This window comes from Streptomyces sp. NPDC054841 (genome assembly GCF_053611045.1).
The window spans coordinates 1-3,460 of the sequence record NZ_JBSGZO010000686.1 but is presented as its reverse complement, the minus strand read 5'-3'; the positions used below and the strand labels follow the sequence as shown (position 1 = coordinate 3,460).

Annotated in this window: 3 protein-coding genes; 2 read left to right on the top strand and 1 reads right to left on the bottom strand. The window is 72.0% G+C overall.

Annotated elements, in window-relative coordinates; all coding sequences use genetic code 11:
- Positions 1 to 607: LysR substrate-binding domain-containing protein (locus tag ACWGI8_RS41735; RefSeq protein WP_453668676.1), on the top strand; the 607-nt coding region annotated here is incomplete at its 5' end.
- Between the two features lie 22 nt (positions 608 to 629).
- Positions 630 to 1,145 carry a recombinase family protein gene (locus ACWGI8_RS41730; RefSeq protein WP_453668675.1) on the top strand — a complete coding sequence of 172 codons (516 nt, stop codon included), beginning with the start codon at positions 630 to 632 and terminating at the stop codon, positions 1,143 to 1,145.
- A 570-nt stretch (positions 1,146 to 1,715) separates the two neighbouring features.
- Here the strand turns inward: ACWGI8_RS41730 and ACWGI8_RS41725 are convergent.
- Positions 1,716 to 3,068, bottom strand: a complete 1,353-nt coding sequence (locus ACWGI8_RS41725; protein WP_453668674.1) for a hypothetical protein — start codon at positions 3,066 to 3,068, stop codon at positions 1,716 to 1,718.
- Positions 3,069 to 3,460: the final 392 nt, after the last annotated feature.

The window sequence follows — 3,460 nt, the reverse complement described above, 5'->3', positions numbered from 1 at the left end:
CTACCGGAGAACGGGTTCGCATCTGCCGCCGCCTGAAGTCGTCGTCGGCGGCAGCGGAGAGCCGATCGCCATGCTGCGGGACGGCCGTGCCGACGTAGCGCTGCTGCGCAGCCCGTTCGACGGTCAAGGGCTGGATTCCCAGACACTCGTGGTCGAGCCGCGACTGGCCGTCCTCCCCGCCGCGCACCGCCTGGCCGGACGCCGGCGACTGCGGCTGACCGACCTCAAGGGCGAACCGATCCCACGCTGGAAAGGGGCCGCCCCCTCCACCACCGCCTACTACACCGGATACGACGGCGCAGAAGCAGGCGATGGCCACACAGGCTTGGCGCCGGCCGACACTCCTGAGGGGCCGCTCGTGGCCAGCGTCGAGCAACTCCTGGAGGTGGTCGCGCTGGGCCAGGCGGTGGCGTTCCTGTCACTCTCCACCACCAAGCGGCACCAGCGCCCGGACATCGCATACCGGCCGGTCACCGGCCTCAGCCCCAGCGTGGTGATGGTCGCCTGGCCGGAGACCTCGCGATCCGCAGCCGTCGCCGCCTTCGTCCAAGCCGCCCACGACGTCGCCGCCCACCACCCCGACCACATGCCCGCACTGGCCTACTGACCGGGGGCACTCACCTCTCGCCATGACGATCACTGCAGGACCAATTTCAGACAACCACCAGCGCGAAGAAGGGCCAGCACCCCCTCACCCGCCACCGCCATGCGCATGCCGCCTCGTCCCCGCGCTCGACCGCTACGGCCGGTCCCTCAAGGACCTGGTCAACATGGTCGGCGAACTCCGCCGCCGCGAGATCGGCTTCTGCTCTCTGCACGAACGCCTGGACACCACCACCCCCGGCGGCCGTCTCGCCTTCCACGTCTTCGCCGCCCTCGCCGAGTTCATCCGCGAGCTCATCGTCTCCGGCACCCGCGAAGGCCTGGACGCCGCACGCGCCCGCGGCCGTGTCGGTGGCCGACCCACCGTCGCCACCCCCGAGATCATCCGCGCCGCCCGCGACCTGCTCCCCAACCCCGAGAACTCGATCACCTCGATCGCCAAGCTCCTCGGCGTCAGCCCCGGCACCCTCTACAACCACATCCCCGACCTACAGGAACTCCGCGCCTCCGGCCGCGTTCCGAACCAGCTCAGCGCAGACTGACCGCTCCCGCCAAAACCCGGACCGATCCTCCCCGAAGGCCGAGATGCCGAAGAAGCGGACCGCGAAGAAGGCCGCGAAGAAGACCGCGGCCAAGGCCACCGGGAAGAAGACGGCCGCGAAGAAGACAACGGCGAAGAAGGCAGCAGCCGAGGAAGCCGCGCAGTGCGTAGTCGAGGTGGTCGGTCTGCTGCGGTGGGCTGGACGTACTGGGAGAACCGGGGATCGCGCAGCGGGTGGACTTGGTCATCGTGGAAGCGGTCGAGCGGCAGATCAGGGTGATGCGCGAGCTCAGCCGCCGCGCCGTCCCCGAAACGGCGGCTGCGCCGGCCCCGATTGAGGGCGCCCGCGTCCAGCGTCGCCTCCAGACAGCGGCGACGGAGGCCGCCGCCCTGCGCCGCGTCCAAGCCGAGAAGACTGGCCGGCTGACCGGCGATGCCGCCAGCCCCGCTAGGTGGTGCAGTGGTGGACTTGGATCAACATCAAACGCGTGTCGCTTCACAGATTCCCGTCTGTCGGGCGCGAAAAGTCGGCGACATCTCGTCAGGCGGAATGCAGCTCAGGGCCGTTCGGTCAGCGCATGGGCAGGCTGTTAAGCCGCTCCAGCTTCTTGTGGATGGCGTCGAGGGCGGCGCGTTGACGACCGGGAACGCGGCGGCGCAGGGCGACGAGCTGCGGGGCCAGCTGGCGGGCGTGGGCGGCGTCGCGGATGCGGTCCCACTGGTGGTGGGCGCGGTCGACGGCGCTCTCGACGTCATGTGCGTCGGGGGCCTGCTGCAGTAAGTCGAGCCGGGTCTGGGCGGCCTGGAGCCACAACACACAGGACTGGCCCGGGTCCTGGGCGACCGAGGCGAGATGGGCGTGGACCTCGACCCAGTGGACGGCGGCGAACGTGTCCGCCCCGAAGGTGTGCACGGCGCGCTGCTCGGCGGCGGCCGCGATCGCGGCGGCCTCCTGGTGGCGGCCGGCCTGGGATAAGGCGGCGATCCGGCCGTGCGGGTCCTCCTCGACGGGCACCACGGCGTCGCTGGGCTGGTAGACCGGCGAGACGGTGCGCTGAGTCCTCGGCAGCGGAGGCGGAAGCTGGACCAGTGCGGCGGGCGGCGGGGCCTGGGAGGTCACGGGCGGCGGCGGGAGCCGGAACGGGGCGGCGGGGCTGGCGGGCGGCGCGGGCGTCTGCACCGCTGGGGTCTGTGGCTGGGCCGGGGCCGGGATGGGCGCCGGGGGTACGGCGGCCGGACTCGCGGGCGGGAGCTGGGTGTTCACGGCGGCCGCAGGTCGCTCGGGGCCGAGGACGAGCGCGCCCTCGACGGTCGCGGCGCGGCGGAGGGCCTCGTGGTGCAGCTGGTCGGGGGCGGAGCGCTGGCCGGTGCGCAGGATCTGGGCCAGGGCGTGGGTGTAGGCGGGGTGAGCGATCAGCCGGCGGCCGGGCGGCGGGGCTATGACGCCGTACGTACGGGCTCCGCCAGGGAAGGGGAGCGGCTCCTCGTCGAGCAGCTGCCAGACCTCGGCGTCGGCCACCAAGTCCACGTAGAGGGTGGTCGTGTATGGGCGGCGCTGCTGCAGCTCGCCGACGAGCCAGGCCCACGGGAGGGCTGTGTACCGGATCGTCGAGGGCGTGGTTCGGGCGAGCGCCAGGTGCACGCCCTGCTGACGGCGGTCGAGCTGCAGCTGGCCGACGAGCACGACGGTGAGCGGGCCCTCGGTGGCGGCGGCTCCCCGGAGGCGGGTGAGGACGGCCTGCGGGTCGACGGGGTCCGCCAGTTCGATGAGCGTGGCGGCCGCGGTGCCCGCGAGCGCGGCCGGCGGTACGGCGGCGAGCACGGGAATGACGCTGCTCGCGTCGGTCAGTTTGCCCTTGCCGGTGGGCGCGGCCGCCAGTAGCAGCGCGGTCCCCGGTTGTTCTTGCACCCCGTTGATCTGCACGTACGTACCGTATCCGCTGGCCTGGGTGCCGGGGCTGTCGACTTCGGCGGGTGGGCCTCGGCCGACGGCGGCGCCTGCCGCACGGGACTTCGTGAGCGGACCAGCGGTGATCCTCGATCTTAGGGCCTCCGCCCTTGCCGGGCCGCAAGGTCGTACATCCTCGCTTCGCTCCGGGCGCTCCACCTTGCCCCCCGATACGCTCTGACCGGAAAATTCCACGGTGACTTTCATCGTGGTCCTCTCCGCGATCAGCGGGTGATGTGCCGGTAGCTGACGACGTCGGAGTGGTCGGTGAGTGGTGCGACGTTGATGGTGCGGCCGGTGCGGGGGGCGTGGATGACCTTGCCGTCGCCGATGTAGAGCTGGACGTTGCCGCCGCCGCGGGTGATGAC